34 protein-coding genes are annotated in these 26929 nt (G+C 64.1%); 19 read left to right on the plus strand and 15 right to left on the minus strand.

Features of this window, described 5'->3' with window-relative positions; translation table 11 throughout:
• The first annotated feature begins 175 nt into the window (after window positions 1–175).
• The 3 genes from thiC (at window position 176) to IVB41_RS10995 (ending at window position 3343) form a co-directional block, all read left to right on the plus strand.
• A complete protein-coding gene (thiC, locus tag IVB41_RS10985; RefSeq protein ID WP_247430897.1) occupies window positions 176–2074 on the plus strand; it encodes a phosphomethylpyrimidine synthase ThiC in 1899 nt (632 codons plus the stop codon).
• 70 nt (window positions 2075–2144) lie between these two features.
• Window positions 2145–2705, plus strand: a complete 561-nt coding sequence (locus tag IVB41_RS10990; protein WP_247430900.1) for a hypothetical protein — start codon at window positions 2145–2147, stop codon at window positions 2703–2705.
• Between the two features lie 98 nt (window positions 2706–2803).
• A complete protein-coding gene (locus IVB41_RS10995) occupies window positions 2804–3343 on the plus strand; it encodes a mismatch-specific DNA-glycosylase (RefSeq protein WP_247359179.1) in 540 nt (179 codons plus the stop codon).
• Here IVB41_RS10995 and IVB41_RS11000 read toward each other — a convergent pair.
• Window positions 3316–3801, minus strand: a complete 486-nt coding sequence (locus IVB41_RS11000) for a DUF4262 domain-containing protein (protein ID WP_247430904.1) — start codon at window positions 3799–3801, stop codon at window positions 3316–3318. The genes IVB41_RS10995 and IVB41_RS11000 overlap by 28 nt on opposite strands.
• Window positions 3802–3888: 87 nt before the next feature.
• On the minus strand, window positions 3889–4326 hold the full coding sequence (locus IVB41_RS11005; RefSeq protein WP_247358565.1) for a VOC family protein: 438 nt from the start codon (window positions 4324–4326) through the stop codon (window positions 3889–3891).
• 339 nt (window positions 4327–4665) lie between these two features.
• On the opposite strand from IVB41_RS11005, the gene IVB41_RS11010 reads away from it, so the two are divergent.
• Window positions 4666–5328, plus strand: coding sequence for a glutathione S-transferase family protein (locus tag IVB41_RS11010; protein ID WP_247430907.1), 663 nt, complete (start codon window positions 4666–4668; stop codon window positions 5326–5328).
• A gap of 21 nt (window positions 5329–5349) precedes the next feature.
• Here the strand turns inward: IVB41_RS11010 and IVB41_RS11015 are convergent, their stop codons facing one another.
• Entirely contained in the window at window positions 5350–6078 is a 729-nt protein-coding gene (locus IVB41_RS11015; protein ID WP_247430910.1) for an SDR family oxidoreductase, read from the minus strand.
• Window positions 6079–6252: 174 nt separating this feature from the next.
• Here IVB41_RS11015 and IVB41_RS11020 point away from each other — a divergent pair, with 174 nt between their 5' ends.
• Entirely contained in the window at window positions 6253–6948 is a 696-nt protein-coding gene (locus tag IVB41_RS11020) for a glutathione S-transferase family protein (RefSeq protein WP_247430912.1), read from the plus strand.
• Between the two features lie 91 nt (window positions 6949–7039).
• Here the strand turns inward: IVB41_RS11020 and IVB41_RS11025 are convergent, their stop codons facing one another.
• Window positions 7040–7474 (minus strand): hypothetical protein, encoded by a 435-nt coding sequence (locus IVB41_RS11025; RefSeq protein WP_027570637.1) that lies wholly within the window; start codon window positions 7472–7474, stop codon window positions 7040–7042.
• A gap of 451 nt (window positions 7475–7925) precedes the next feature.
• Between IVB41_RS11025 and IVB41_RS11030 the strand changes: the two genes are divergently transcribed.
• The 3 genes from IVB41_RS11030 (at window position 7926) to IVB41_RS11040 (ending at window position 9608) form a co-directional block, all read left to right on the plus strand.
• A complete protein-coding gene (locus IVB41_RS11030; RefSeq protein ID WP_247430915.1) occupies window positions 7926–8312 on the plus strand; it encodes a RidA family protein in 387 nt (128 codons plus the stop codon).
• 151 nt (window positions 8313–8463) lie between these two features.
• A complete protein-coding gene (locus IVB41_RS11035; protein ID WP_007613673.1) occupies window positions 8464–8724 on the plus strand; it encodes a hypothetical protein in 261 nt (86 codons plus the stop codon).
• 248 nt (window positions 8725–8972) lie between these two features.
• Window positions 8973–9608, plus strand: coding sequence for a hypothetical protein (locus IVB41_RS11040; RefSeq protein WP_247430918.1), 636 nt, complete (start codon window positions 8973–8975; stop codon window positions 9606–9608).
• A 4-nt stretch (window positions 9609–9612) separates the two neighbouring features.
• Here the strand turns inward: IVB41_RS11040 and IVB41_RS11045 are convergent, their stop codons facing one another.
• Both IVB41_RS11045 and IVB41_RS11050 read right to left on the minus strand, forming a co-directional pair.
• Window positions 9613–10098 carry a J domain-containing protein gene (locus IVB41_RS11045; RefSeq protein ID WP_247430922.1) on the minus strand — a complete coding sequence of 162 codons (486 nt, stop codon included), beginning with the start codon at window positions 10096–10098 and terminating at the stop codon, window positions 9613–9615.
• A gap of 179 nt (window positions 10099–10277) precedes the next feature.
• A complete protein-coding gene (locus IVB41_RS11050) occupies window positions 10278–11837 on the minus strand; it encodes an outer membrane protein (protein WP_247430925.1) in 1560 nt (519 codons plus the stop codon).
• A gap of 276 nt (window positions 11838–12113) precedes the next feature.
• Here IVB41_RS11050 and IVB41_RS11055 point away from each other — a divergent pair, with 276 nt between their 5' ends.
• From IVB41_RS11055 to IVB41_RS11065, 3 genes are all read left to right on the plus strand, one after another.
• Window positions 12114–12881 (plus strand): SDR family NAD(P)-dependent oxidoreductase, encoded by a 768-nt coding sequence (locus IVB41_RS11055; protein ID WP_247358554.1) that lies wholly within the window; start codon window positions 12114–12116, stop codon window positions 12879–12881.
• A 221-nt stretch (window positions 12882–13102) separates the two neighbouring features.
• On the plus strand, window positions 13103–13351 hold the full coding sequence (locus IVB41_RS11060; protein WP_018454141.1) for a helix-turn-helix domain-containing protein: 249 nt from the start codon (window positions 13103–13105) through the stop codon (window positions 13349–13351).
• A 113-nt stretch (window positions 13352–13464) separates the two neighbouring features.
• Window positions 13465–13983, plus strand: coding sequence for a collagen-like protein (locus IVB41_RS11065; RefSeq protein ID WP_247430928.1), 519 nt, complete (start codon window positions 13465–13467; stop codon window positions 13981–13983).
• Window positions 13984–13992: 9 nt separating this feature from the next.
• Here IVB41_RS11065 and IVB41_RS11070 read toward each other — a convergent pair whose 3' ends face one another.
• Window positions 13993–14208, minus strand: coding sequence for a hypothetical protein (locus tag IVB41_RS11070; RefSeq protein WP_018454140.1), 216 nt, complete (start codon window positions 14206–14208; stop codon window positions 13993–13995).
• Between the two features lie 96 nt (window positions 14209–14304).
• A complete protein-coding gene (locus IVB41_RS11075) occupies window positions 14305–14571 on the minus strand; it encodes a DUF2277 domain-containing protein (protein WP_247430931.1) in 267 nt (88 codons plus the stop codon).
• A 125-nt stretch (window positions 14572–14696) separates the two neighbouring features.
• On the opposite strand from IVB41_RS11075, the gene IVB41_RS11080 reads away from it, so the two are divergent.
• The 4 genes from IVB41_RS11080 to IVB41_RS11095 all read left to right on the plus strand — a co-directional run bounded on the left by IVB41_RS11080 (window position 14697) and on the right by IVB41_RS11095 (window position 17388).
• On the plus strand, window positions 14697–15788 hold the full coding sequence (locus IVB41_RS11080; RefSeq protein WP_247430934.1) for an alpha/beta fold hydrolase: 1092 nt from the start codon (window positions 14697–14699) through the stop codon (window positions 15786–15788).
• A gap of 145 nt (window positions 15789–15933) precedes the next feature.
• Window positions 15934–16278: a hypothetical protein gene (locus IVB41_RS11085; RefSeq protein WP_247358549.1), complete on the plus strand. Its 345-nt coding sequence runs from the start codon at window positions 15934–15936 to the stop codon at window positions 16276–16278.
• A 74-nt stretch (window positions 16279–16352) separates the two neighbouring features.
• On the plus strand, window positions 16353–16754 hold the full coding sequence (locus IVB41_RS11090; protein ID WP_371180160.1) for a DoxX family protein: 402 nt from the start codon (window positions 16353–16355) through the stop codon (window positions 16752–16754).
• A 31-nt stretch (window positions 16755–16785) separates the two neighbouring features.
• Window positions 16786–17388 carry an MSMEG_1061 family FMN-dependent PPOX-type flavoprotein gene (locus IVB41_RS11095; protein ID WP_247358545.1) on the plus strand — a complete coding sequence of 201 codons (603 nt, stop codon included), beginning with the start codon at window positions 16786–16788 and terminating at the stop codon, window positions 17386–17388.
• Between the two features lie 85 nt (window positions 17389–17473).
• Here IVB41_RS11095 and bfr read toward each other — a convergent pair whose 3' ends face one another.
• The 3 genes from bfr to IVB41_RS11110 form a co-directional block, all read right to left on the minus strand.
• On the minus strand, window positions 17474–17962 hold the full coding sequence (gene bfr, locus IVB41_RS11100; RefSeq protein ID WP_007600720.1) for a bacterioferritin: 489 nt from the start codon (window positions 17960–17962) through the stop codon (window positions 17474–17476).
• A gap of 133 nt (window positions 17963–18095) precedes the next feature.
• Window positions 18096–18368 (minus strand): bacterioferritin-associated ferredoxin, encoded by a 273-nt coding sequence (locus IVB41_RS11105; RefSeq protein WP_247430941.1) that lies wholly within the window; start codon window positions 18366–18368, stop codon window positions 18096–18098.
• Between the two features lie 161 nt (window positions 18369–18529).
• Window positions 18530–18829: a hypothetical protein gene (locus IVB41_RS11110; protein ID WP_247430944.1), complete on the minus strand. Its 300-nt coding sequence runs from the start codon at window positions 18827–18829 to the stop codon at window positions 18530–18532.
• A 135-nt stretch (window positions 18830–18964) separates the two neighbouring features.
• On the opposite strand from IVB41_RS11110, the gene IVB41_RS11115 reads away from it, so the two are divergent.
• Window positions 18965–19309 carry a hypothetical protein gene (locus IVB41_RS11115; protein WP_247430947.1) on the plus strand — a complete coding sequence of 115 codons (345 nt, stop codon included), beginning with the start codon at window positions 18965–18967 and terminating at the stop codon, window positions 19307–19309.
• A gap of 213 nt (window positions 19310–19522) precedes the next feature.
• On the plus strand, window positions 19523–19807 hold the full coding sequence (locus IVB41_RS11120; protein WP_007613695.1) for a hypothetical protein: 285 nt from the start codon (window positions 19523–19525) through the stop codon (window positions 19805–19807).
• A gap of 85 nt (window positions 19808–19892) precedes the next feature.
• Here IVB41_RS11120 and IVB41_RS11125 read toward each other — a convergent pair whose 3' ends face one another.
• Entirely contained in the window at window positions 19893–21119 is a 1227-nt protein-coding gene (locus tag IVB41_RS11125; protein ID WP_247430950.1) for a lytic murein transglycosylase, read from the minus strand.
• 7 nt (window positions 21120–21126) lie between these two features.
• Window positions 21127–22776: an energy-dependent translational throttle protein EttA gene (ettA, locus tag IVB41_RS11130; protein WP_247287912.1), complete on the minus strand. Its 1650-nt coding sequence runs from the start codon at window positions 22774–22776 to the stop codon at window positions 21127–21129.
• A gap of 232 nt (window positions 22777–23008) precedes the next feature.
• On the opposite strand from ettA, the gene IVB41_RS11135 reads away from it, so the two are divergent.
• Together IVB41_RS11135 and IVB41_RS11140 are read left to right on the plus strand one after the other, a co-directional pair.
• The gene (locus IVB41_RS11135) at window positions 23009–23224 is read left to right on the plus strand and encodes a hypothetical protein (RefSeq protein ID WP_027519710.1); all 216 of its coding nucleotides are present in this window, start codon (window positions 23009–23011) and stop codon (window positions 23222–23224) included.
• Window positions 23225–23328: 104 nt separating this feature from the next.
• Window positions 23329–24291, plus strand: coding sequence for a D-2-hydroxyacid dehydrogenase family protein (locus tag IVB41_RS11140; protein WP_247287911.1), 963 nt, complete (start codon window positions 23329–23331; stop codon window positions 24289–24291).
• 4 nt (window positions 24292–24295) lie between these two features.
• Here IVB41_RS11140 and IVB41_RS11145 read toward each other — a convergent pair whose 3' ends face one another.
• Both IVB41_RS11145 and IVB41_RS11150 read right to left on the minus strand, forming a co-directional pair.
• Complete coding sequence (locus IVB41_RS11145; protein ID WP_247430953.1) at window positions 24296–25264, minus strand: NAD(P)-dependent oxidoreductase; 969 nt, start codon at window positions 25262–25264, stop codon at window positions 24296–24298.
• A 182-nt stretch (window positions 25265–25446) separates the two neighbouring features.
• Window positions 25447–26634 carry a L,D-transpeptidase gene (locus IVB41_RS11150; protein ID WP_247287909.1) on the minus strand — a complete coding sequence of 396 codons (1188 nt, stop codon included), beginning with the start codon at window positions 26632–26634 and terminating at the stop codon, window positions 25447–25449.
• Between the last annotated feature and the right edge of the window lie 295 nt (window positions 26635–26929).

Consider the following 26929-nt stretch of genomic DNA (forward strand, 5'->3'; position numbering starts at 1 on the left):
TCCCAGGCCATCCACACACTCCGTCGTCATCGCCCGGCTTGACCGGGCGATCCAGTACGCCGCGGCTTCTCGGCTTGAGCCGCACCGTCTCGGAGTACTGGATCCCCGCCTTCGCGGGGATGACAGTCGCAATTGACGCACGCGCAACGACATCAACGAACTCAAGGAGGATCCCATGAACATCCGCTCCAATCCCGACAAGACCGTCCCCGCCGTCACCACCGGCCCGCTGCCCTCGTCGCGAAAAATCTTCGCTTCGCCCGACGCCGCGCCTGATCTGCGCGTGCCCTTGCGCGAGATCATCCTGTCCGAAGGCGCCGGCGAGCCGAACCTGCCGGTGTACGACACCTCCGGCCCCTACACCGACCCGAGCGTGACCATCGACGTCAACGCCGGTCTCGCGCGCGGCCGCAAGGCCTGGGTGCTGGAGCGCGGCGGCGTCGAGGAATATCAGGGCCGCCAGATCAAGCCGGAAGACAATGGCAGCGTCTCCACCGACAAGGCCGCGCGCGCCTTCTCGGCCTATCACCAGCCGCTGCGCGGCCTCGACGGCCACAAGATCACCCAGCTCGAATTCGCCCGCGCCGGCATCATCACCAAGGAGATGATCTACGTCGCCGCCCGCGAAAACCTCGGCCGCAAGGAGCAGCTCGAGCGCGCGGAAGCAGCCCTCGCCGACGGCGAAAGCTTTGGCGCGGAAGTCCCCGCCTTCATCACCCCGGAATTCGTCCGAGCTGAGATCGCGCGCGGCCGCGCCATCATCCCCTGCAACATCAACCACGCCGAGCTCGAGCCGATGATCATCGGCCGCAACTTCCTGACCAAGATCAACGCCAATATCGGCAACTCGGCAGTGACTTCATCCGTCGAGGAAGAGGTCGAGAAGATGGTGTGGGCGATCCGCTGGGGCGCCGACACCGTGATGGACCTCTCGACGGGCCGCAACATCCACACCACCCGCGAATGGATCCTGCGCAACGCGCCGGTGCCGATCGGCACCGTTCCGATTTATCAGGCGCTGGAGAAGTGCGACGGCGATCCGGTCAAGCTGACCTGGGAGCTCTACAAGGACACGCTGATCGAGCAGTGCGAGCAGGGCGTCGACTATTTCACCATCCACGCCGGCGTGCGCCTGCCCTACATCCACCTCACCGCCAACCGCGTCACCGGCATCGTCTCGCGCGGCGGCTCGATCATGGCGAAGTGGTGCCTCGCGCATCACAAGGAGAGCTTCCTCTATACGCATTTCGACGAGATCTGCGATCTCATGCGCAAGTATGACGTCTCGTTCTCGCTCGGCGACGGCCTGCGCCCGGGCTCGATCGCCGACGCCAACGACCGCGCCCAGTTTGCCGAGCTGGAGACGCTCGGAGAACTCACGAAGATCGCATGGGACAAGGGCTGCCAGGTCATGATCGAAGGCCCCGGCCACGTGCCGATGCACAAGATCAAGATCAACATGGACAAGCAGCTCAAGGAGTGCGGCGAAGCCCCGTTCTACACCCTCGGGCCCCTGACCACCGACATCGCGCCGGGCTACGACCACATCACCTCGGGCATCGGTGCGGCCATGATCGGCTGGTTCGGCTGCGCCATGCTCTGCTACGTCACGCCGAAGGAGCATCTCGGCCTGCCCGACCGCAACGACGTCAAGGTCGGCGTCATCACCTACAAGATCGCCGCCCACGCCTCCGATCTGGCCAAGGGCCACCCGGCCGCGCAGCTCCGCGACGACGCGCTCTCCCGCGCCCGTTTCGACTTCCGCTGGAGCGACCAGTTCAACCTCGGCCTCGACCCCGAGACCGCCAAGAACTTCCACGACGAGACCCTGCCGAAGGAAGCCCACAAGGTCGCGCATTTCTGCTCGATGTGCGGTCCAAAATTCTGCTCGATGAAGATCACGCAGGACGTGCGGGACTATGCGGCGACGCTGAACGATCCCAACGGCGTGGGGATGTCGATGAGCGGGACGGCCGAAGACGGCATGAAGCAGATGAGCGCGAAGTTCAAGGAGATGGGCGAGAGCTTGTATCTCGATGCGGAGAAGGTGAAGGAGAGCAATCGGGTGTTGTGAGGGGCGCCCGTGCGAATTCTGGGGGCGACGGTCGTCGCCCCCAAAGTTGGAAACGCAATACGAACAGCCCATGCGGTTTGAAATACTACCAGGACTACCACCGTACGGACCTCCGGCCATCTCTTTAACCGGGCGCGGTGAGCGCGAATTTCGGGAAGGTTTGGTAGTCCGCTTCTATCCCAACGATTCCGATCCATGGATCGGCAATTTCGTGGGAGGCATCTTCGATTACACGACTGTGCTCGATCATCCCAACGGAAGAGACGTGATCGTTGTCGCTCGCGGCGATACTTGCATTATCGATCCGGAACACCACGCCGTTCGAGATCGCATTGCAAGTGACACTGCGCGTGCAATTGCCGTACCGGCTCTTGGATTAGTCGTTTTCCAAGGGTCGGTCGATTTCAGCGCAATTCGGTCAGATAATTTGCGATGGAATAGTCCGCAGATTTCGTGGGATGGCTTCCGCAAGATAAATGTTCAAGAAACCATGCTCACCGGCGAGGCATGGTCTCCCATTGGAGACTCTTGGATATCATTCAGCCTCGATCTTTTGACAGGACACTGCACCAACGGAATTTATGAACTAGAAGCGGCTCGGGCGTTGCGTGTGACGCGCAAATCGGACTAACGCCAGCAAGCGTAGCCCGGATGAGCGCAGCGACATCCGGGTCTTTGCCATCTCGCATATCGCTCCGCTCATGCGGGCTACAGCCGCGGATAATTGACGTGCCCGATACATTCCCCCACCGCCTCCCGGATCAACTCCGCCCCAATCTCCGCCTCGTCTTCGTCGGCACCGCCGCCAGCACGCGCTCGGCCGAGCTCGGGCACTACTACGCCCATCCCGGCAACCGCTTCTGGCGTGCGATCGATGAGGCCGGGATCACGCCGCGGCGCTATCAGCCGGGCGAGTTCGCAAGCTTGCTCGAGCTCGGGATCGGCTTCACCGATCTCTCCAAGTCGGGCGCCGGGATGGATCACCAGATCGCGGCTGAGACGATCGACGTGCCGGGATTCAGGGCCAAGATCGAGAAGTATCGCCCGAGGACTATTGCGTTCACGAGCAAGAAGGCCGCGAGCTTGTTTTATGGCAGGCCGTCGAGCGTGATTGCGCTGGGGCGGCAGAAGCGCGATGAGATTTTGCCTGAGGTGTTCGTGCTGCCCTCGCCGTCGGGCGCGGCGTCCGGGCATTGGACATTGGAGCCGTGGCACGATTTGGCCGAGTGGATCGGCAAGCTTCAGGAAAACGATCTCAACACCGGTTGATACGTTTTGAGACTCACATCGTACCCCGCTTCCCAAGGAAACCGTCCCTCGCGATCCGGCCATACGATCTGAAGGCAGGGAAACGGCCACAGCAATCTTGCATAGAACCAGATCGCCGTGCCGAGATAGGCTTCATAGGCCCTGAGCGGCACCTCGACGAAGCAGACCTTACGCTCGAGCGGAAGGTCGTCGCAAACGTCGCCCGCGACGTAGCGCCGTCCCGCTGCGGCTCGGTCGCGAACGGCGTTGATGACGGCGCAAGCGTCCTTGGAGTCGAGCCCGAACAAGACGAGTTCGGCGTGCGCGTAGTTGAGGTAGAGGCCAATCGAGAAAACATAAGCGGGGGTCTGCGCCGCAGCGGCGATGCCCATCAGATGGCAGCCGTGTTCCCGAACGTTGCGGAACAGTATCTCGTCGGGAGCCCCGTCCGGCTCGGGCCATACGAAACTATCCAGCATGGGCAGGTCTCGGATCTGGGGTTCGCGGGGTGGGTGAGCGCAGCGTAACCCACCACCTCGCGTCTGCAAACTACATCCTTCAGCCCCTCACCCCGCATACGCCCTATCCAGATCCACAATCACGATCTTCCTCATCTGCATCATCGCCTGCATGACACGGTTCGCCTTGCTGCGGTCGGGATCGCCGAGGTAGCGGCCGAGCGCTGATGGGATCACCTGCCAGGACAGGCCGAACTTGTCCTTGAGCCAGCCGCAGCGGGATTCCTCGCCGCCGTCGGCGGTGAGCCTGTCCCAGAAATAGTCGACTTCCGCCTGCGTCTCCACGCTGACGAAGAACGACACCGCTTCGTTGAACTTGTATTGCGGCCCGCCATTGAGCGCGTTGAAGCGCTGGCCTTCGAGCTCGAACACCGCCATGAAGTCGCTGACGGTCTCAACCTTGGCGTTGGGGAACACCGATTTGTAGAAGGCGACGGCCTCCGGCACGTTGTTGTCGAACCAGAGAAACGGCGTGATGGAGGTCATGAACGGATATCCTTTTGCCTCGGGCGGGCGCGCGGCGGCGCGCCGATGTTCCAAGGACGAGGCTGCGCGGGACGTTCCGACATGAGACGTGGAATTTTTCAACCCCGACAGTGCGCGAGCAAAAAACGAGATAATCTGTCGGAATCCGCGCCGGTCGTTCGTCCTCTGGACGCAAAGCGCTGAACCGAACACCTCGCTGGCATCGTGATCTGTGAGGGGCGCGCTGCCACAAACCTCGTCATTGCGAGGAGCCCTTGCGACGAGCAATCCAGACTGTCTCCTCGGTTGTAGTCTGGATTGCTTCGCTGCGCTCGCAATGACGACGAATGGAGACCTCCCATGCCCCCCACCATCACCGGCTTCGCCAACTCGCCCGACCGCGGCCGCGGACAGGCCCGCGACATGCGGGTGCGCTGGGCGCTCGAGGAGGTCGGCCAGCCTTACGACGTGCGTCTGGTTTCGTTCGAGGACATGAAGGCGCCCGCGCATCTCTCCCTGCATCCGTTCGGGCAGATTCCGACCTATGAGGACGGCGATCTCGCCTTGTTCGAGTCCGGCGCCATCGTGCTCCATATCGCCGAGCGCCATGCCGGGCTGCTGCCTGACGACGCCAACGCCCGGGTCCGCGCGATCGCGTGGATGTTTGCCGCGCTGAGCACGCTGGAGCCGCCGACCGTCGAGCTCGGGATGGCCATGCTGTTCGAGCGCGACAAGAGTTGGTACGCGGAGCGGCTGCCCATGCTGCAGGATCGCGTCCGTGTCAGGCTCGGCGAATTGTCCCGCCGCCTCGGCGATGCCGACTGGCTCGACGGTGCGTTCAGCGCCGGCGATCTCATGATGGTGACGGTGCTGCGCCGGTTGAACGCGTCAGGCCTGCTGGACGAATATCCAGAAATCGCCGCCTACGTCGCCCGCGGCGAAGCACGGCCCGCTTTCAGGCGCGCGTTCGACGCGCAATTGGCGGTTTTCACCGCCGCATCGAAGGGTTCGCAGGGCAGTTAGCGAAGCGTAACCCGCAGCGCTCTAAAGATCGAAATTGGTCGGCAGCATCACCACGTCACGAATTGTCATGCCGCGCGGCCGCGTCAACATGAACATCACGACCTCGGCCACGTCGCTGGCCTCCAGCAGGCTTCCGGAGTCCCTGGCTTCCTTCAGCTTCTCCGGCGGCCAGTCCGCAAGCAGGGTGCTGATGACCGGACCGGGCGAGATCGAGCCGACGCGGATGCCGTGCTTGAAGACCTGGCGCCGCACCGTCTGGACGAAGCAGTTGACCGCCCATTTGGACGACGCGTAGACCGGCTCCCATGGCGTCGGAAAATGCGCCGCCAGCGAGCTCGTGACGATGATGTCGCCGGTCCCGCGCGCGATCATGTGCGGCAGCACGTCGTGCACGTTCTTCATCACGACGTTGACATTCAAATTCAGCATCCGGTCGATCGCCATGGTGTCGGCATCGACCAGATCGCCACCGACATACGTGCCGGCATTCGCATGCAGGATGTCGAGCTGGCCGGCCTGCTCCAGAACGCGCGGCAGCAGCGTTGCGCAGTCTTTTGGGTCGAGCAGGTCGACCAGCAGCGGCATCACTGCGTCGCCGTGCTTGTCGCAGAGCGCCTTGAGCGCGGCCTCGTCGCGGTCGACCATCACCACGCGCGCGCCCGCGGCCAGCATCGCCTCGGTGCTGGCCAATCCGATGCCCGACGCAGCCCCGGTCACGGCTGCAACCTTGCCTTCCAAGTCTCTCGCCATAGGGTCACCATCGCTGATGTCACGGGGATGCGGAGTATAACAATCCCGGGTGGCGTTGTCGGGGCAAACCCGCGACGATGCCGATCGTCCGCCGAGCGAGGCGGCGCACAAAGCGCGAGACTGTTGCAAGGGCGTCACTGCGGCGATACGACTTCAGCTTGAGGAGCGCGTCCCATGCTGACCCTCTATTCCTATCCAGAGCTGTTCGGCGTCGCCGACAACAACGGCTACGGCCTCAAGGTCTATGCCTTCCTGAAGCTCGCGTGCGTACCGTTCGTGCACGAGCATGTGTTCGATTCCTCCGCCGCGCCGCGCGGGCAGCTGCCCTATATCGTGGATGACGGCGAGACCATCGGCGACAGCGAGACCATCATCGCGCACGCGACGGCGAGATACCGCCTCACGATCGACGCGGGGCTTTCACCGGAGCAGCGCCGCACCAACCACTTCGTCACGCGCATGCTCGACGATCTCTATTGGGTGATGTCGTATTCGCGCTGGAAGGACGAGCGCTTCTATCCCGCGTTCCGCGATGCCTTCATCGCGCAGCACAAGCAGATCGATGCGGCAGGGTTCGAGAAGGCGAAGGCGTATAATGCGCAGCGCTACCAATTCCAGGGCATCGGCCGCTATACGCCCGAGCAGGCCTATGCGCGGGGGCTTGCCGATCTGCAGGTGCTGGCGGAGATCGTGCCGGCGAACGGCTTCGTGCACGGCGCGGCGCCTGCCAGCATCGATGCCGGGATCTACGGCTTCATCGCCAACATTTTCTTCTTTCCGATCCCGACGCCGCTGAAGGCCTTCGTCGATGCGCACGCGAATCTCGTCGCGCATTGCGAGCGGATTCATGCAGCGGTGACGGGAACTTAGCCCGGATGAGCGACAGCGACATCCGGGGCTCAGGGTTGACCCGCATGTCGCTGTCGCTCATGCGGGTTACGAATTGAGCTGATCGCCGCTCCTACCGCATCGTGATCGCAAGCCCGCTCAGATCCGCATTCGCCATCAGGCCGACCTGCGTGCCGGACAGCTCGAGCACGGCGCCCTTCTGGTTGGTCAGCACGATGGCGCGGGCGCCGCTGCCCACTGCGATGCCGGCACCGGCGGCGCCGTAGACGCCGGCGATGTCGGAGGGCCGGTTGATGTTGGACACGCGGCCGCGCAGCACCGTCTTGGAGCCGCCGAACACGAGGCCGTAGTCGAGACCGCCGGTCGAGAGCGAATAGGCGCGGCCGCGGAAGTTCATCACGCCCGAGCCGCCGGAGCCGCCGATGATCCAGCCCGCCTTGTAGATCGTCAGCACCACGGTGCCGCCGTCGGCCAGCGCCGAGGTCGAGAGGCCGGCCAGCGCGGCGACGCCGAGCAGTGCGGCGCGGAAGGTTGATGCGAACTTCATGGGGGTCTCCGGGGGGCTATTCTTCAAGGAGGAAAACGAATCAGACGCCGCGAATGTATCCGATGGATCGGGGCGGCAACATGATGGGCTGGGCGTGAGTCGCGGTCTTTAGCAACGCGTTCAACTGTCATCGCCCGGTTTAACCGGGCGATCCAGTATTCCAGAGAGAGCGATGGTGAACCGAGACGCCGCGGCGTCCTGGGTGCCCCGGTCGAGACGGGGCATGACGGCGGAGTCTGGCGCGACAAGACGCTCACCCGCCATCATGCCATTCTGCCCCTGTTTTGCCCGACGGAGCAAATGATATTTTGCTTTTCCCGAAGTCAAAAAGAAACATCAATGATTTCCGCCGGATGCCTACTGTGCATGGGGTTGTTTTCGCGTTTTTTGTTGGAGGCGCCCCGACCTGTCGCTACGCTGGCACGTCCAGCCGTCCACCCGAGGTGATCCCATGCCGATCCAGCATTTCGCGCCCCCGCCGCACGTCAAGGCGCCGCCGCTGTCCTTTGCCACGCGCGCCGGCGATCTCCTGTTCGTCTCCGGCATTCCCGGCTTCGACGCGACCGGCGCGCTGCCCGATGGCTTCGATGCGCAGTTCGTCAACGTCGCCGTCAACATCAAGCGCGTGCTGGCGGAGGCCGGCGCCGAGATCCGCGATCTCGTCAAGGTCAACGTGCTGCTGACCCGCGCCTCCGACGTGGCCGCCATGAACGCGCTCTATGCCGGCGCCTTCGGCCCGCCGCCCTACCCCGCCCGCACCACCTGCGTGGTCCACGCACTGCCCGATCCGAAGATGCTGATCGAGATCGAGGCGGTGGCGTCGCTGGCCAAGGGGTAGACGTGTGCTCGTCAGGCGATAGTCAAGGGATAAGGATCGTTCGAACAGCCGGCGAACGGCTGACATATCCGTGAACGGTCGCCGCCCCGCTTGCCAGCCGCACCATTTTGCCGCACCAGTTTCCTCTCACGTTCCCATCAGGAGATATTTCATGCGTCGCGTTCTCGCCCTCTGTGCCGTTGCCGGCATCGCCACCTCCGTGTTCGCCGTGCCGGCCTCTGCGGCGGTCGGCTATTACGTGATCCGCTGGGACAACACCGGCATCTGCCAGGTCTGGAACGAGGACCTGAAGTACAAGCCGTTCCAGTGGGGCGTGTCGACCTACAAGGTCGTCAGCAAGCCGCTCCCGACTTTCACGGCCGCCTCGGAGCTCCAGATCAAGCTGCGCGCGGAGCGCCGCTGCACGCTCTAGGCGTGAGGCGACAGACCGGATTTCAAGGGGCGGATCGCGCGAGCGGTCCGTCCTTTTCTTTTTGGACGCGCCATTGGTTTTTCGGCCGACATCGCGCATTTTCCGCGTACGCGCTTTGAACCTGGCCCGTTGGCGGACCTACTCACATCTTGTCCGGGGCGCCTCCCCAGCGTCCCGCGCCAACCAGCATCCTTGCCCGCTTGTTTTTGCCCGCTTGTTTTTTCACCTCCTGGCTTTGGAGCCAATCGATGCGCGCGCCGACGACAGCCACGGTTCTGGCCGCATCGCTGCTTCTCGCCGCAACAGCGAACGCACAGGCCCCGCAATCCTTCCGCGTGATCTCGCCGGTGTTCGGCCAGCTTGTCAGCTTCGCGATGCCTTCGAATTTTTCCGCAGTGTTCGAGAACACCAAGGGCGGCCACTATATCCGCGAGGCCGTGCTGAAGGGCGAGACGCCCGAACGCTGGACCGAGATGATCACCGTGACCGGCGAGAAGGGCATGACGACCACTCCCGGTTCATCGCCGGAAAGATTCGCGGGCTCGATCGCAGGCGGTTTCAAATCCGCCTGCCCCGACAGCTTTGCGGCAAGGTCGCTTGGCGCCACCGCGTTCGGCCGCTTCGAAGGTTTCGTCGCCGTGATCGGCTGCGGCCGCGTCGACAGCGGCCCGACCCGGCACAGCGAGACCGCGCTCCTGGTCACGCTGAAGGGCACGACCGACTATTATACGATCCAGTGGGCCGAGCGCGGCCCCGAAAGCGACGAACCGCCGGTGAACGACGACCGCTGGCAGGCGCGTTTGCGCGCGCTCAGCCCGATCGAGCTCTGCCCGATTTTGGCCGGCGAAGCCGCGCCCTATCCGAGTTGCGTGAACAAGAGCTGAGCCCTCACGCGTCCTTGTAGGCGCGGGGATGGATCAGGATATCGCGCGCGGCGGCGAGGTCGATGAACGCCTGCGCGCTGCCGCCCTGGTCGGGGTGCATGCCCTTGGCGGCGCGGCGATAGGCCTGGTTGATGTCCTCGCAGGTGAGCTGCACCGCGAGCGGCAGGCCGAGCACCTTTCGGGCGCGATCCTCGCTGGACAATTTTTTCGGCGCAGCATTGCGGCGGCCGAAGCGCGGCGCGGTCAGGTCGTGAACGACATCGAGCACCACGCCGAGACGGCGCCGGGCCGCCAGCGTGACGCTGGGATCGTCATTGTCCACGGCCTGGCGCAGCACCGGAAGCGCCTGCTCGGCGGCCTGACGCAGCATGGTATCGGTGCTCATCCGCGCGATCTCGGTCACGACACGGCCCGCCTCGGTCCAATCGGCGCCGTCCGCCGACCGCAGGCGTTCGAGTGCGAGTTTCCAGGATTCAAGCCGTTCCATCATGCCCGCAACGTTTAGCAATCAGGACCAGTATGCCAAGGCCGCCGTTTCCGACCCCTTAATTTCGAGTTAGCCTTTCATGAAACTTCGAAACGAATCCTGAAGGAAATTGTCACAGCTGCATGCAGACCGCATCGCGGTCGTTACGCCCCCGCCGGATGGGCCGCCAGACCCGGCACGGATCAGTTGAACTGATACGCGAGACCGAAAGCCGCAACGTGGGTGCGCAGTGTGACATCGAAAGTATCGACGGTGTTGCTGGGCGCGAAGTGCGACGTTCGGCCGATTGCGTAAGTCGACGTGCCGAAATCGGCGAAGCGGTATTCGGCGCGCGCCAGCCAGTGATGGCCTAGCGCCGTCTCAAGGCCACCACCGAGGGTCCAGCCCAGTTTCGTCGTGGAGTTCGTTATCACCGACGGCGATAAATTAAACAAGGTCCGGCAGGGCGCGCTCCCGCAGGTCGAGATCACCTCGTCATGCTGCCACGCCGCACCGCCGCTCGCGAATAGCAGCGTCGCCGGCGTCACCAGGAAGCCGAGACGCGCGCGCAGGCTCGCGTCCCATGTTGACTTCACCACAAGGGAATCGGCGCTCTCGTGGAAGGTGCCGAACGCCGGCGACACCGGATATCCGCTCAGCGTGACGGTCCGGTCGGCAAAGCCGGCGTCGCCTTCGATGCCGGCGACCCATTTGGGCGCGAATTGCCAGTTGACGCCGGCATAGGGACTGGCGCGGAAGGCGGTGCCGTTGAACGGCACGGTGTTCTTCTCGAGCGGGATCAGTGCAACGCCAAACAGTTCCGACGTTGCCGCCGTATCCACCTGCTGCGCGCGGACGCCGAGTCCAAGACCGAGATACGGGCCGGTCCATGACATCGCGATCGGCGCTGCCTTGGTGATCATCGCTGCCTGCGCTCCTGCCACGATCGGGTCGCCGAACTTGTAGGCCAGGCCGAACGAGGCGGCGTGAGTCTGAATCTTGAGATCAAATTTGTCCGCGGTCGAATTGAAGCCCGAAGCGGGCACGGCGGTCCGAGCAATGGTGAACGGTGTAGCGCCAAAATCGGCGTAGCGATATTCGGCGCGTGCAAACCAATTGCCGCCCAGCGCGGTCTCGATGCCGCCACCGACGGTCCAACCAACCTGGATAGACGATGCGGAAATCACGGCGGGCGAAAACGTAAGGCCGGGACAGTTGGCGCAGTTCGAATTGATGTAGCTACGCTGCCAGGCGATGCCACCGGTCGCATAGGCCAGCGTGGCAGGTGTGAGCAGGAAGCCGAGACGGGCACGCAGGCTGGCGTCCCACTCGGTCTTTACGGTCAGGCTGTCGGGCGGCAAGGCGAAGCGGACGAAGCCGGGGGAGAAGGCCAGCGATTGGCGCGTGGTGGACTGGTCGGCGAAGCCGACATCGCCTTCGAGGCCCGCAATCCATTGCGGCGCCAATTGCCAGTTGAAGCCGCTAAAGGCACTGGTGCGGAAGCCCAGCCCGTCGAAGGACGCGCTTGTCGGCCGACCGTCCGCCAAATTCTGCGGGGCGCCGGCGACCGTCTCCGATGTCGCCGTGGCGTCCGTGCGCGAACCACGGAAACCAAGCCCAAGACCCGCATAAAATCCGCCCCAGAGTGACGTGACCGCCGATGGGACCTTGTACGTCGGCGCGCCCCCGATATCCGCCGCCAAGGCAGGCACCGTCGCTACGAACGCGACCAGAGCCGCGCTTCCGCCCCTCAATTTCTTCATGCCCAATACCCCGTCCGCGCGGAATCGCCGCCGCCCCAAATATTCGAGACAGATGTGACGCTGACGGCGCCAAACTTCTTGGACCTAAGCGACGGCGGATCAGACAAGAACGAACTGGCGATCTTCGTGCCGCGACGTGGCATCTTTGCCACATCCACCGGAACTCACCGCGACGCCCGATTGCATAAGGCGTCAGCGCGGCATGGCGTTTCTGCCGCTTCCGTTTTCAACTAGTCTTGCCCCCAACGCTGAAAACAAGCAGCCAAGGAAACGCCCATGCCTCTCCTCCAAAACCATATCGCCGTCATCACGGGCGCCGGATCCGGCATCGGCCGGGCGATCGCTTCCGGCTACGCCCGCGAGGGCGCGCAGGTGGTGCTGCTCGACGTCAATGCCGACACGGTCGCGGAAGCCGCCGTGGAGATCCGCAAGTCCGGCGGCAAGGCCGAGAGCTTTGCGCTCGACGTGACCAAGCGCGACGACTGCTTTGCGCTCGCCAAGCAAGTCGCCGACAAGGTCGGGCAGGTCTCGATCCTCGTCAACAATGCCGGCATCACCCGCCGCAACGCCTTCACCGCGGAGCCGGAAACAGTGGCGAAGGACTGGAACGACATCATCTCGCTCAACCTCAACGGCGTCTTCAACATGACGCAGGCGTTCCTCAGCCCCTTGCGCGCAGCCAAGGGCCGCATCGTCAATATCGGCTCGATTCAGTCGTTCGTGCATCTGCGCACGCCGAGCTCGGCGGCCTACACCACCTCGAAGCACGGCGTGCTCGGCTTCACCAAGGCGCTCGCGGTCGAGCTCGGCAAGGAGGGCGTGCGCGTCAATGCGATCGGGCCGGGCTTCATCGAGACCAATATCAACGCCAATGTGCGCGCGACGAATCCGGCGCTGGTGCAGGCCTTCGTCGATCACACCCCGCTGGCGCGCACCGGCAAGCCCGAGGACATCGTGGGTCCCGCGATCTTCCTTGCGTCGGACATGTCGTCCTACGTCACGGGAACGATCGTAATGGTGGACGGCGGATACCGGACGGTGTGAGCGGGGTGATGCCCGCTCCGTAACGCAGGATATGCTCGCAGGAATATGCAATCCGTGCCAATCGCGGCGGTGCGGCGGCATTCCCAAGGTCAATTCGTGCGATCGCCTGCGGTTAACCTTTCGTTAACCAAACCCGCCCACCGTAGATCTACGGCTTGGGGGTCGTTTGTTCTCGATCCGCTTCCAAAGACGGAAGCGGGCGTTGATCGGGGAGTGTGTCGATGACCACTGTTCATGTCGCTGCGTCCGAACCGGGCGCGTATGTCCTTTCACCGAACCAGATCGTTCCGCTGCTGATCGGCGCCACCGTCGACGAGGTCGAGCGTGAGCTCGTGCTGCAGACGCTCGCGCGCTGCGACGGCAATCGCACGCGCGCCTCGCGCGTGCTCGGCCTCTCGGTGCGCACGCTGCGCAACAAGATCAGGCTCTATGCCGCGTCCGGCATCGAGGTGCCGGCCTATCACGACTAGCGCGCGACGTGCGGCCGATTGGTGTTGATCATGCGCAGGCGCGAGCCCGGGCGGAATTGCCGCTGTCGTCAAACGCCGCTAATTAGCTTGCTTCCGGTTAAGGGAGCAGCGGCGTGGCAGACGAACAAAAACGGCAGGGACCTCAGGGACCGCGCGGACGGCAGGGCGAACCGGGGCGGCCGGGACCGCAGGGTCATCCAGGCAAACGCGGGCCGGATGGCGCGCGCGGCAAGCCAGGACCTCAGGGCAAGCCGGGACCGATCGGGAAGCCCGGACCGCTGGGCAAGCCCGGTCCGCAAGGCAAGCAGGGCGAAGCCGGACCGCGCGGGGCGGCCGGTGCACCGGGACCTGTCGGACCGCAAGGGCCGGCGGGGCCGCAAGGCCCGCGCGGCGAGGCCGGGCCGCCCGGCCCATTGCCGTCGATCGAGCAGGTGCTGCCGTGGCTCGATCAGCTGTTCGACGCCTGGGACGAGCGCCGCCGGCAGCGCGAGCGTGAAGCCGCCGAGCGCGACGCGTTGGAAGCGGCCGTGCAGGAAACCGACGACGCACCCTTCGGCGATGAGGACGAGAGCAGCGAAGACGACAATCACAGGAAGAAGAAGAAAAAGAAGAAGCACGGCCACAAGGAGTGACGGACGAATCTATTTCGTCCCATTCTCGCGTCGTGGCAGCATGCCCATGCGCTCGAATTGCCAGCGCATGGCGCGGTACCAGAGATAGCCGACCGCTGCGCCGCACAAGGCCAGGATCACGACGTTCGCGCTCGAGAACGAGCCGCTCCACCACGTCATCCACGCGGTCCACAGCAGCGTGAAGACGATGGCACCTGCTTTCAGCGGAAGAAGAGGGCGGCTCATGGTCGTGCTCCCGGGTGTCAAAGGCCCGGCGAACATCATCGCGCGTTGAGACCGTTTTCACCGTGAGCCAGGTCACGGAACGGACGCGCGAGCCGCCTAACCGAACCGCAGCCGCGAACGTTCCTTGGCCTTTTCCGCCTCGACCTCACGGTCGCGTGCCGGGGCATGGGCGTGCAGCGACGTCAGAAGTTTTCGCGCAGCCTCCGAGACCTCCGCCACCGCACGGTCGAAGGCCGCCTCGTTGGCCTGCGACGGCTTGTTGAAGCCGGACAGTTTTCGAACGAACTGGAGCGCGCTGGCGTGGATCTCATCCTCCGTCGCCTCCGGCTCGAAGTTGAACAGCGTCTTGATGTTGCGGCACATGCATTCTCTCCTGACCTTTCCCTCAAGGACGACCGGCGAAAACGAAATCCTACATCCTTCCGCACAGTTCTGCTAAGTTCCGCTGCAACGCGGCCGCCAACCAGAGCCGCACGGGGGAAATAGACATGAAAGCTTCCTGCGCGGCGCTGTCAGCCATTCTGTTGTCCGTCTCTTTGTCGGCCATCTCGACATCCGCATGGGCGGCCGATTATCCGGCGCCGAAACAGGGCGACTGGGTCGCCAGGGATTTCAAGTTCCACACCGGCGAGACCATGCCGGAGCTGAAGCTGCACTACATCACGGTGGGTGAGCCGAGCGGCCAGCCCGTCCTGGTGCTGCACGGCACCGGCGGCTCGGGCGCGAGCATGCTGTCACCCGCCTTCGGCGGCGAGCTGTTCGGCGCCGGGCAGCCACTCGATGCCTCCAAATATTACATCATCATCCCCGACAATATCGGCCATGGCAAATCGTCAAAACCGTCCGACGGGATGAAGACGAGCTTCCCGAAATACGATTACGACGACATGGTCGAAGCTCAGTATCGCCTGGTGACGGAAGGGCTCGGGGTCAAGCACCTGCGGCTCGTCATCGGCAATTCGATGGGCGGCATGCACACCTGGTTGTGGGGCGAGAAATATCCGAAGGCGATGGACGCGCTGATCCCGATGGCCTCGCAGCCGACCGAGATGGCGTCGCGCAACTGGATGCTGCGGCGGATCATGCTCGACACCATCCGCAGCGACCCCGACTACAATGGCGGCAATTACACCGGCCAGCCGCGCATGATGAAATACGCCATCACCGCCTACGGCATCGCGAGCATCGGTGGAACGCTGGCCTATCAATCGCAGGCACCGACGGCGGCGAAGGCCGACAAGATCGTCGACGAGCGGCTGGCCATGCCGATCACGGCAGATGCCAACGACTTCGTCTACCAGTGGGAGTCCTCGCATGACTACAATGCCGGCGAGAAGCTGGGGGCCATCGAAGCGCCGCTGATGCTGATCAATTCAGCCGACGACGAACGCAATCCGCCTGAGACCGGCATCACGGACGCTGCGATGGCGCGGGTCAAGAACAGCAAACTGTATCTCATCCCGGCAAGCACCGAGACGCGCGGCCACGGCACCACCGGAAACGCCAAATTCTACAGCGAGCAGATCCAGCAATTTCTGCAAGCCGCGCCGCAGCAAACGATCGAATCTGCGCGCCGCTGATTTTGCATCGCATCAACGGTCGTCTAGCCCGCATATTATTTGAGCATGCATTACGCTGACGGCTCGGGCTTAATTGCGTCGATGTCCGAATCGACGCGTGGGAAAATCACGCGCCAACGGCACGACAGGCGATGAGGAGGATCGCATGCACAGGCTCGCACTGTGCGTTTGGCTCGCGGCACTGACGGGCGCCGCGTTCGCGTTCGACAACGGGCAATATGATCACGTCCCGCCCGACATCCGCGCCTGGTTCAAGAGCGTGATCGCACCGAACGGCGTGCCCTGCTGTGACGTCTCCGACGGCCATCGCACGGAGTACGACGTGCGCAGCGGTGCCTATTGGGTGCCGATCGAGGGACAATGGATGGAGGTGCCCGAGCGCGCCATCATCCGCGACCGCGGCAATCCGGTGGGTCAGGCCGTTGTGTGGTACGTCCGTCACCGCGGCGCCGTCATCATTAGTTGCTTCGTGCCGGCCGATGCGGTGTAGCGCGCGATAGCGCCTCGGCGCCGCGCGTGCTAGTTCGGCCGATGGCTCCTGCGAACGACAGAACGCGCGCTGTGATGCGCTTTGTGCTGGCAGCGTTTTACATCGTGGCCGGCATCGCGCATCTGCGGGTTCCCGACAAGCTGCTTGCGATCACGCCGGCTTGGGTTCCGTTTGCAACACAGCTGATCCTCATCACTGGCGTTTGCGAGATCGCAGGAGCGGTTGCGCTGGTGACGAAGCCGCTGCGCTGGTGGGCAGGCGTTGCGCTCGCGCTCTATGCGCTTTGCGTGTGGCCGGCCAACATCAAGCATGCCCTGGAGGGCATCGACCTTCCACCCATCCCCAACAGCTGGCTCTATCACGGGCCGCGGCTGGCGCTGCAGCCGGTGCTGATCTGGTGGGCTTTGTACTGCGCTGGCGTGATCGACTGGCCGTGGCGGCGTGACGAGGGGGATAGCGATCGCGCCGGGAGATGATATTCTCAGACATTCCACCAGGGAGACCTTCGTGACTGATCTTTGCGCCGAAGACCTCGCTACCATCTATGCCCAGCCGAGCCCGCGCGTGATCGCGAAAGCGCGCCCCGCGATCGATGCGCACGCGAAGAAATTCATCGAGATGTCGCCGTTTTGTGTGCTCGCGACGTCGGGAGCCGATGGCAGCGTCGATGCCTCACCACGCGGCGGCGGCGTTGGCTTCGTCCACATCGCCGGCCCCAACCAGTTGCTGATGCCTGATCGCTCCGGCAACAACCGGATCGACAGTTTTCGGAATGTGGTGGAGGGCTCGGGCTTCGTGCATCTGTTGTTCTTCGTCCCCGGCATCGACGAGACGCTGCGCGTCGGCGGTCGCGGCACGCTGTCGGCCGATCCGGACCTGCTCGCCTCAATGGTGGAATTTGGCAAGTCGCCGCGCGCAGTGCTGAACGTCGCCGTCAGCGAAGTCTATTTCCACTGCGGCAAGGCCCTGATGCGCTCGAAGCTGTGGTCATCCGAGAAGGTGCCGCGCTCGGTAATGCCGAGCATCGTCGAGGTGGTCCACGAGCAGACCGGCCTCGGTGAGCCGCAGAGCCAGGAGATCGTGGAAGAGCTCTACAAGACGCAGTTGTAGCTGGCGTCGTGGACTGTCGTCCCGGCCTGGCGCGCAATTGCGCATCAGACCGGCACGGAGTTTGTGGCAGCGCTAACGCGCCGAACTAGTGCCCCTCGCCCTCGAGCCCGCCAACGTGCTTCTGGGTGTAGAGCTCAAGGCCGATGCGGCCGATCAGGTCGAGCTGGGTCTCGAGGAAGTCGATGTGGTGCTCCTCGTCGCTCATCAGCTTCTCGAACAGGTCGCGCGTCACGTAGTCCTTGACGCTGTGGCAGTAGGTCGCCGCTTCCTGGTAGAGCGCCCGCGCGCTCATCTCGGCGGCGAGATCGCACTCGATGATCTCCTTGACGTTCTGGCCGATACGCAACGGATCGAGCACCTGCATGTTCGGGAAGCCGTCGAAGAACAGGATCCGCTCGGTGAGCTTGTCGGCGTGCTCCATCTCCTCGATGGACTCCTTGCGCCAGACCTTGGACATGTCCCGCAGGCCCCAATTGTCGAGGAAGCGGTAGTGCAGCCAGTACTGGTTGATCGCAGTCAGCTCGTGACGCAGTGCCTTGTTGAGATAGTCGATAACTTTTGCGTCGCCCTGCATGGTTCACTCCAGCTCTTGCAGTCCAAATCGGCCGTAAACCGAATTTAGAACGCTTCTAAATGAGTTTGAGGACTGGAGCAACCGGCTACGGGGACGCAGCCGGGGAAAAGCTCAGTCAGGGTTGCGGAAGATTTCAGCAGGCCGCGAGGGCGAACTCGGCCGGCTGGGCCGTCTCGTCATTGGCGGCCACAGTGTGACTGTGCGGACAGCCGGAGCAGCAGGACGAGGCACAGGGGCCGAGCGCTTCATCGATAATGGTCTTGATGGTCCGGGCGCAGCGGCCGCATTCGGCGCTACAGCCGAGACATCCATAGACCTGCTTGGCATGGCGCACGGCGTCGTCGGACTCGGCGACGGCGGCGCGGATGTCGTCATCGCTCAGCACGTTACAGGAACAAACGATCATGGAAGCGGCAGGCCCTTTGGTGATGCGCCATCATCGATATTTAAGGGGCCGGCCGGATGCAAAAGGAAAAAGCGGAATTTGAAGCTATTCCAAACTAGCCCGGAAACAGCCTAGAACGGCTCTAAAAAAATTCTTTGCGCTGGATCAAGATTGCGGCGGATCTAGTCGCCTCCGCCGCCTCCACCATCGCCGCCGCCCCCGCAATCTCCGCCGCTACTGCCGCCATCGCTGCTGGAACAGCTGCCGCCGTCGGTCGAACTGCCGGAACTGTCGCTGGAAAACCAGCTCCCCAATGAGAAGCCGTCGCTCGTGCCCGCGGAGGTGTCGCCACCGCTATTGCCGCTGGCCCCGGCGCGGGAGCGCCGCTGGCCGCGGTTCTGGAGATGGGTGATCCAGCCGTAGCCGATCGCGACGACGATCCCGGCAGCGATCAATGCATTTATCATCGCGTTGCCCATCATCGCCCTCCCCTGGCAGAGCTGCGGTCCATGTTAATTGGTCGCCCCCGGCAAAGGTGCCGTTCATTGATCATTCAATCGAAATATGGAACTTTACCCCCAAAGAGTTCCCGCGTGTTTTGCTCGAAAGGTCAGTCAATGAAGAAGTCGCTCCTGGCAATCGCTGCCGTCGCCGCTGTGGCCCTCAGCGCCGCTACACCAGCCCAGGCGCAACGCGGCGTTGCCGCGGGCGTGGCAGCCGGAATCATCGGGGGCGCCATTGTCGGTGGGGCGCTGGCCTCTCCGTACTATTACGGGCCCGGCCATGGCCCCGGCTACGCATATGGTCCGGGATATGGCCCCGGCTACTATCCGCCGCGCTACTACGCGCCAGGCCCGGGCTACGTCGCCGACGACTATTACGGCAACGGCTGCGTCTGGCAGAAGCAGCGCTTCTGGGACGGTTATGCCTGGCGCGTCCGCCGCGCCAGAGTCTGTGGCTGAAGTCGCCCCAAGCCGGTTCATTCCAGATGCGCCGTTCATCTAGGGGCCTGAAAAAGACCGCTTTTTCTCGTCACAGCTCCGTGCGCGTTTACCGCGGATTGACCATTTGCGCGCTTCCTAGCTGCAAGGCCAATTCCATCAGAGTCTGCGTGAACCTTTGAACCCCGGGCGCTCCTAACAAGGAGCATTCCATCTCTCAGGAGAGCCAAGAGTATGAAGAAGACTTTAGTTGCCGCCCTCACGGTTGCGACGATCGCCGGTTCGCTGGTGACCGCTACGCCATCCGCCCAGGCCCATGACGGCGTCGGCGTCGGCATCGCAGCCGGCCTGATCGGCGGCGCGATCGTCGGCGGCGCAATCGCATCGAGCCGTCCCGCCTATGGTGGACCGGTTTACGTGGCCGAGCCCGGCCCGCCGCCGCCGCCTTGCTACTGGCAGCGCCAGCGCTACTGGGATGGCTACGGCTGGACCGTCCGCCCGGTTCGCGTTTGCTACTGATCTGATCGCATGGCGCTCATGAGCGCCGCGATCGAAGCCCGGCCGAGCACCTCGGCCGGGCTTTTTCTTTTGGCCAGCCCTGCGCCTACGGCGCCGCCTGGATCGAGCGCAGCACCTCTTCGCTCGGCCAGCAATCGACCTTGAGGCCTGCGGACTTCTGGTAGGCGCCGAGCGCAGCGCGCGTCTGCATGCCCGCCTTGCCGTCGATCTTGTCCTTGTAGAGCCCCGCGCGCGTGAGCCCGCGCTGCATCGCCTCGACATCCCTGGTTCGCAATTGCTTCGAGGCAGACCACGGCGTCGCGAACGGTTGCGGGCTCGTCATGCGGTCGGCGAGATGGCCGACGAACAGCACGTAGAGATCGGAGAAATTGTATTCCTTGATGACGAAGTAGTTCTTCGTGGTCAGGAAGGACGGGCCGTAGATGCCTTCGGGTTGCAGCAGCGAGGCCGGCTGGGCCTGCTCGGCGGCAGTGAGCTTTTGTCCACGCACCGGCACAAAGCCTTCGCGCAGCCACTGGCCGATCGGCTTCGTCATCTCGGGCACGCCAGCGGTGCAATCGACCTTGGCCGGTGCCTGCACCTCGTAAGCCCAGCGCACGCCGCTCTGCCAGCCCTTGTTGACGAGCTGTTGCGCGGCGGAGGCCAGCGCATCCGGCACCGAATGCCAGATGTCGATGCGGCCGTCGCGGTCGAAATCGACGCCGTGCTTGTAATATTCGGACGGCAGGAATTGCGTGAGCCCGGTCGCGCCGGCCCAGGACGAGCGCATGTCCTTGCGTGTCACCACGCCGTCACCGAGAATTTTCAGCGAGAGGATGAACTCGTTGCGATAGGTGTCCTTGCGGCGGCCGACATAGGCCTGCGTCGCCAGCACGCGCACGAGATCGTAAGGCAGTGTGTAGCGGCCATAGTCGGTCTCGCGGCCCCAGATCGCCAGCATGACGGTGGCCGGCACGCCCGAGCTCTTCTCGATCTCGGTCAGGGCCGGACGATATTTTTGCAGCAGCCGCTGCCCCTCGCCCGCAAGCCGCGCGATCGAGGCTTCCCTGACATAGTCCGCCGGCACCTGCACGAACTCGGCCTGCGACGGCGCCCCGGTCGCGGGCCGCCCCGGCAGGATCAGATCCGGCAGCTTGTAATCCGGCTCGAGGCCGCGCGTCTCTCGTTCGAACGTCGCGCGCGACACGCCAGCGGCCTCCGCCTCCGGCCACAGCGAGGCGATGAACTGCGTGAAAGCGGCGTCGGCAGCGCGGGCGGGCGACAGGCCGCAGGTGATAGCGATCACCGCAGCTATGAGCACCCGCCGCATCATGCCGAGATCACCGCGTCAGCTTCTTGTACTTCACGCGATGCGGAATGATGCTGTCTTGGCCGAGCCGGCGCATCTTGTCCTTCTCGTAGTCCTGGAAGTTGCCCTCGAACCATTCGACATGGCTGTCGCCCTCGAAGGCCAGGATGTGGGTCGCGATGCGGTCGAGGAACCAGCGATCATGGCTGATGATGACGGCGCACCCGGCGAAATCCTCCAGCGCCTCTTCGAGCGCACGCAGCGTGTCGACGTCGAGGTCGTTGGTCGGCTCGTCGAGCAGCAGCACGTTGGCGCCGGATTTCAGCATTTTCGCAAGGTGCACGCGGTTGCGTTCACCGCCGGAGAGCGCGCCGACTTTCTTCTGCTGGTCGGCGCCCTTGAAGTTGAACGACGAACAATAGCCGCGTGAATTGACTTCCCTCTTGCCGAGCAGGATCAGCTCGTTGCCGCCGGAGATCTCCTCCCACACGTTCTTGCTGCCATCGAGCGCGTCGCGCGACTGGTCGACGTAACCGAGATGAACGCTCTCGCCGACCGTGATGGTGCCCTTGTCCGGCTGTTCCTGCTTGGTGATCATCCTGAACAGCGTGGTCTTGCCGGCGCCGTTGGCGCCGATCACGCCGACGATACCGCCGGGCGGCAGCTTGAAAGTGAGATCGTCGATCAGCATGCGATCGCCGAAACCTTTGCTGAGCCCTTCGAAGTCGACCACGTTCTGACCTAGGCGCTCGGCCACCGGAATCGTGATCTGCGCGGTCTGTGTCTGCTTTTCGCTCGCCTGCTTCAGGAGCTCGTCATAGCGCTGATAACGCGCCTTGGATTTGGCCTGGCGGGCTTTCGGCGAGGACGCGATCCATTCCTGCTCGCGGGCGAGCGTCTTCTGATGCGCAGCGTCCTCGCGGCCCTCCTGCTCGAGCCGCTTCTGTTTCTGCTGCAGCCAGGACGAGTAATTGCCCTCGTAGGGAATGCCCTTGCCGCGATCGAGCTCGAGAATCCAGCTCGTGACGTTGTCGAGGAAGTAGCGGTCATGGGTGACGATCAGGATCGCGCCGGGATAGTTGCGCAGATGGCCTTCCAGCCACGACACCGATTCCGCGTCGAGATGGTTGGTCGGTTCGTCCAGCAGCAACAACTCAGGCTGGTCGAGCAGCAGCTTGCACAGTGCGACGCGACGGCGCTCACCGCCGGAGAGTTTCGACACGTCGGCATCGTCGGGCGGACAGCGCAGCGCATCCATGGCCTGGTCGACCTTGCTGTCGAGATCCCAGAGGCCCTGGGCCTCGATCTCGTCCTGCAGCTTGGTCATCTCGTCGGCGGTCTCCTCGGAGTAGTTCATCGCCAGATCGTTGTAGCGATCGAGGATAGCCTTCTGCTTGGCAACGCCCAGCATGACGTTCTCGCGCACGCTGAGTGCCGGATCGAGATGCGGCTCCTGCTCGAGATAGCCGACGCGGGCGCCCTGGGCGACCCAGGCCTCGCCGTTGTACTCCTTGTCAAGGCCGGCCATGATCTTGAGCAGCGTCGACTTGCCCGAGCCGTTGACACCGAGCACGCCGATCTTGGCGTCCGGGTAGAAGCTCAGATGGATGTTATCGAGCACCTTCCGGGTCGGGTAGCTCTTGGTCAGGCCCTGCATGAAATAGATGAACTGGCGCGCCATCGGTCCCGAAAACCTTCGATTTGAGGAAATTTGCTTGCCGCCGATGTAGCGATCCCGCCCCCAAAGGGCAATGTTTTCCCTCCGTTCACCACGGATGAATACGGGACGGACACCATCCCGCCGCTGATCCGGACAATTGAAACCATCTTTTAATAAATCAGGCCAAAGCTCGTTTTCGCGCGGAAACAGCGCCACCCGCTCAGAATGAACGGGAGCATAGCGAGACAGCGTCATGGCCATGATCGAGACCCATTCCCTTCCCGTTCCGGCGGAAGCCGGCAGCGCCTCCGCATTTGCCTCGGAGATCAAGGGCTTCTGGAAGCGCTTCTTCGCCACCGCTTTCAATCCCTACCGGCCCGAACTGCACTACATGCGCGGCCCCGGCCCCGCCTGGCGTGCCAAGCACGGCATGAATGCGCCGTTCCGGCTCAAGCCCCGCGACCTCTGAGCCTTTATCAGCTGTCGGATTTTTGAAGACGCGAACGGCTTGCGCACGGTCCTGATTGCGCGCAACCATGGCCTGGTTCCACCTCTCGCCATGGAAGAACGCTGATGACGCGGCTGCGCTGTGCAATTCTGGACGACTATTTCAACCTCGCCCTCGACGTCGCCGATTGGCAAAGCCTGTCCGACCGGATCGACGTCACCGTGTTCAGCCACCCCTTCGCCTCCGAGCAGGCCGCGGCGAGCGCGCTGGCCGATTTCGAGATCGTCTGTGCGATGCGCGAGCGCACCGCGTTCCCGAAGAGCCTGTTCGAAAGCCTGCCGAAGCTGAAGCTGCTGCTGACATCAGGCATGCGCAACGCCTCGATCGACATGGAGGCCGCCAAGGCGCGCGGCATCACGATCGGCGGCACGCAATATTCGCGCGATCCGACTGCGCCCCTCACCATGGGCTTGATCCTGGAACTGACCCGCGGCATCGGCCGCGAGAACGCACGCATGCATGCGGGCGAGCCTTGGCAGGCCTTTGCCGGCGTCGAGATCGAGGGATTGACGCTCGGCGTCGTCGGGCTCGGCAAGCTCGGCAGCAAGATGGCTGATATCGCGAAGGCGTTCGGCATGAACGTGATCGCCTGGAGCCCGAACCTGACCCCGGAGAAGTGCAAGGACGCCGGCGTCGGCTACGCCACCAAGGAGGAGCTGTTCTCCAAGGCCGATATCGTCAGCATCCATGTGGTGTTGAGCGAGCGCTCGCGCGGGCTGGTCGGGGCTGCCGATCTCGCGCGGATGAAGCCGACGGCCTTCGTCGTCAACACCGCGCGCGGGCCGATCGTGGACGAGCAGGCGCTGCTCGAGGCGTTGCAGCAGAAGAGGATTGCAGGCGCCGGCATCGACGTGTTCTCGGTCGAGCCGCTGCCGACGGACCATCCCTTCCGCAAGCTCGACAACCTCGTGCTGACGCCGCATCTCGGCTACGCCACCGAGGACGGCTTGCGCATCCATTACGGCCAGATGGTCGAGGCGATCGACGCCTTCACCAAGGGCAGCGGGCTGCCGCGGAAGCTGGCCTGAAGCCTCAGGCCGCCGTGCGGTGGCTGGCGGGCTGCCGCGCTGCATCGGCAAAGCCGTCGCGCCAGGAGGCATGCGCCGGCAGCCAGCCGAGCTCGCGCTTGGCCTTGGCGTTGGATGCTCCGCGCACCTCCGTCATCATCGCAACCATATGCTCGCCCGCAAGCAGGCGCCCGAGCCAGGCGGGAATGTGACGCGGCGGCTTGACACCAAGCAATTCGGCCAGCGCGGGCAACCAGTCCTTCACCGGCGCCGGATGATCGTCGACGATATTGTAGATGCTGCCGGCGCGTCCGCATTCAAGCGCGGCGAGCGTGGCAGAAGCGGCATCTTCGGTGTGAATGAACGACCACGTGCCGCCGCCATCGCCGATCACCGGCACACGCCGGTGGCGCAGCTGGTCGATCATCGCCAGCGAGAGCGTGCCCGTGCCGGGTCCATAGAAGAATCCATAGCGCAGCACGATGCCCTGCGGCGTCGTCGAAGCGGTGACGCTTTGCTCCAGATACCGGATCGCCTCAAGCGTGCGTCGCAGCTCTCGCGGCGGATGCGGGTCAAGTTCATCGGTCTCGGTCTTCACCGTTCCCCCGGCGCGACTGAAGGTCCAGCCGCAGAAGCTTTGCGCGATGAAGCGCCTGGCGCCGGCCTCGCGTGCGGCATTCAGCAGAATGTCGGTTCCGCGGGTGCGGAGCTCGTTGGTTCGCGCGAAAGCCCGATCGAAATGCCGGAGGTCCGTGGCGGCCGCGAGATCTGTCATCTGGTGGATGACGGCGTCGGGCTTTGCCGCAATCACCGCAGCGCGCATGCTGTCGGCATCGAGGCCGTCGGCGACGATCGGCTCCGCACCCAATCGCCGCACAAGATCTGTTTTTGCCGCACTCCGTGTCGTGCCGATCACCGAATAACCCGCGGCGACCAGCGCCGGAACAAGATACTGGCCGACCGCGCCGGTCGCGCCCGCAACAAAGATGCGCATCCTGTGCTCCTCAATTCGTTGCAATCCTCCCGGACGTAATCGAGGTGCGGAGCGGTTCAAGCAAGGCATGCGCATACGCAAGCGAGACATGCGCGCATGCGCCAAATGATGACGGCGCGTGACCGAAGGCCACGCGCCGTCATCAGATCAATTCTTGCTAGATCAATTCTTGCGAGGCCAGTTCAGCGCACGGTGACGGGCGCGGGCAGCGGCGGCACCACTGTCGGCTGGGTGCCTCCGACCGGGCCGGCCTGTGCGGCCATCGGAGCGGGGCCGGCAGCGCCGGGCACGGGCGCGGCGGATGCGGTCGCAGTTCCCGGCGGCGGACCACCCGGCATCACGACCACGCGGGTGCCGACCTTGACGCGATCGAACAGATCGGAGACGTCCTCGTTCAGCATGCCGATGCAGCCGGAGGACACGAACTTGCCGATGGTCGAGGGCTGGTTGGTGCCGTGGATGCGGTAGACGGTCGAGCCGAGATACATCGCGCGGGCGCCGAGCGGATTGCCGGGACCGCCGGCCATGAAGCGCGGCAGATAAGGCTGGCGCTCGATCATTTCCGTCGGCGGATGCCAATCCGGCCACTCGGCCTTGCGAGTGATCTTCTGCACGCCGGTCCAGGTGAAGCCGTCGCGGCCGACGCGGACGCCGTAGCGGATCGCACGGCCGTTGCCGAGCACGTAATAAAGGTAGGTATTCGGGGTATCGACGATGAGCGTTCCGGCCGGCTCCTTCGTCGCCAGCGAGACTTCCTGGCGGCGCAGGTTCTGCGGCAGCTGCGCCGGGGCAGCGTCAGGCTGCTCCTCGGGCGGGAGCGAGGCGATCGCCATCGGCCGGCCGTCGGCACCCACGGGCGGCTGCCCGGCCTGGACCGTTCCGGTCGCGCCGGGACCACCGACAGCCTCGGGCGGACGCAGGCCGTCACTGCCGGGCGCCTGAGCCGGACGATCGGCGTAGATCACCGCGGGCGGGCCGGCAGGGCGGCCGTAGCGCGGATCGTCGGGGGATGTCACGGGCCCCTGCGGCGGCGCGGCCGAGTAGACGGGGGCGCCGGCGGGACGGCCATAACGGGGATCATCGGGCGACATCACCGGCCCCTGTGGCGGCGCGGCGGAATACACCGGGGGAGCGCCGGGCGGACGGCCGTAGCGCGGATCCGGGCCGGGCGGCGGCAGCGCTGCCTGCGGCATCGAATCGTCTTCATCGTCCAGCGCGTCGAAACTCGGCGCGCGGTCGCCGGGCCGATATTCGGCCGGCGCGCCATAGCTCGGCGCCTGCTGGACCGGATAGCTCTGGGCCTGCGCGAGCGAGGTTCCCGCCGCAGCGACTGTTGCGGCAGCGCATATCGTCAGAAAATGTTTGATCATCATCGCTCTTGTATAGTCCCCGGGCCCCGTCCGGACCGTTAACGGCCAGATGACGGAAGATAGCGGCACATTCAAGACATGACAGGCGGATTTGTGCCTGATTTGCCGATTTGTGATCCGCAAGACTACCGTTGCCTGCTTGCATCAGGGGACGAAAATCAGCCCACGCCCGAGATCGCAGGAGTCGCCGGCTCCGTTTTTTACGGAACGGCGCGGAATCGTTGCGGTATGTTCGAATCAGCCTGATTCGCCTCCGCTTTGAGCTTCGATCCCCGCGTGGCGAACGCGGCAAGCA

The organism is Bradyrhizobium sp. 44 (assembly GCF_023073095.1).
GTDB lineage: Bacteria > Pseudomonadota > Alphaproteobacteria > Rhizobiales > Xanthobacteraceae > Bradyrhizobium.